This window comes from Thermus sp., from assembly GCF_056332225.1.
The window spans coordinates 1-788 of sequence record NZ_JBWGQW010000170.1 but is presented as its reverse complement, the minus strand read 5'-3'; the positions used below and the strand labels follow the sequence as shown (position 1 = coordinate 788).

The window sequence follows — 788 nt, the reverse complement described above, 5'->3', positions numbered from 1 at the left end:
CTCATCGCATCTTCTCTATGACCCGCCGCACCTTGTCCCCGGGGGCCTTGGGGCCTAGGGCCTTGGTTACCACCCCGATGGCCGCCAGGGGGTTTTTGAACTGGGAAAGGTCCAGGTTTTCCCGGATCCAGGCCTCGATCTCCTCCTCCGTCATCTCCTTGGGGAGGAAGCGGTCCAAGAACTCCACCTCAAAGGCGTTCCCCTGCTCCAGGGCGATCTCCTTGAGGGCCTTTAGGACCTTCACCGCCTCCTCGTCGGGGAGGGGCTTGCCGTCCCCTTTCCGGTCCAGCTCCGCCTTCACCACCCGGGCGAAGTCCAGGGTCTTCTGGTCCCGGGCCTTCATGGCCTCCTTGATGGCCTCCTTGATGGCCTCGTAGATCATCCCCTTCAGTCTACCCCTTGCGGCCCGAGAGGTAGACGCCCAGGGCCACCAAGAGGAGGCCCGGGAGGTCCCAGGCCCCAGGGGCCTCCCCCAGGAGAAGGGAGAAGGCCAGGGCCAAGGCCGGGGTGAGGTTCAGGAGGGGGGCTACCTGGCTTGCGGGGTAGCGCCCCAGCACCCTGGCCCAGAGGGTGAAGGCCAGGAAGGCGCCCCCGAGGGCGGTGTAGAGGAGGGCCCCCCAGGCGGAAGGGGAGGCCTGGGGGAAGGGGGTGAGGAGGGCCGCGGGTAAGAGAAGGAGGCTTCCTAGGAGCATGCTGGCCGCGGTGACCTCCAGGGGGGTCCGCCTCTGGACGGCCAGGGTAATCCCCACGCTGTAAACCCCCCAGAGGAGGGCGGCCCCCACCAGGAG

General features: G+C 67.6%; 2 protein-coding genes. Both read right to left on the bottom strand.

Annotated features, from left to right (window positions below; genetic code table 11):
* Nucleotide 1: 1 nt before the first annotated feature.
* Complete coding sequence (locus AC01Y6_RS10715) at nucleotides 2–382, bottom strand: GatB/YqeY domain-containing protein (RefSeq protein WP_016328879.1); 381 nt, start codon at nucleotides 380–382, stop codon at nucleotides 2–4.
* A gap of 10 nt (nucleotides 383–392) precedes the next feature.
* Nucleotides 393–788, bottom strand: a 396-nt coding sequence (locus tag AC01Y6_RS10710) for an EamA family transporter (RefSeq protein WP_476671514.1), incomplete at its 5' end; no start/stop codon positions are given.

Bases quoted from the DNA above. Each gene is read 5' to 3' on its own strand.
- AC01Y6_RS10715 (WP_016328879.1), bottom strand. From the start codon at position 382: ATGATCTACGAGGCCATCAAGGAGGCCATCAAGGAGGCCATGAAGGCC.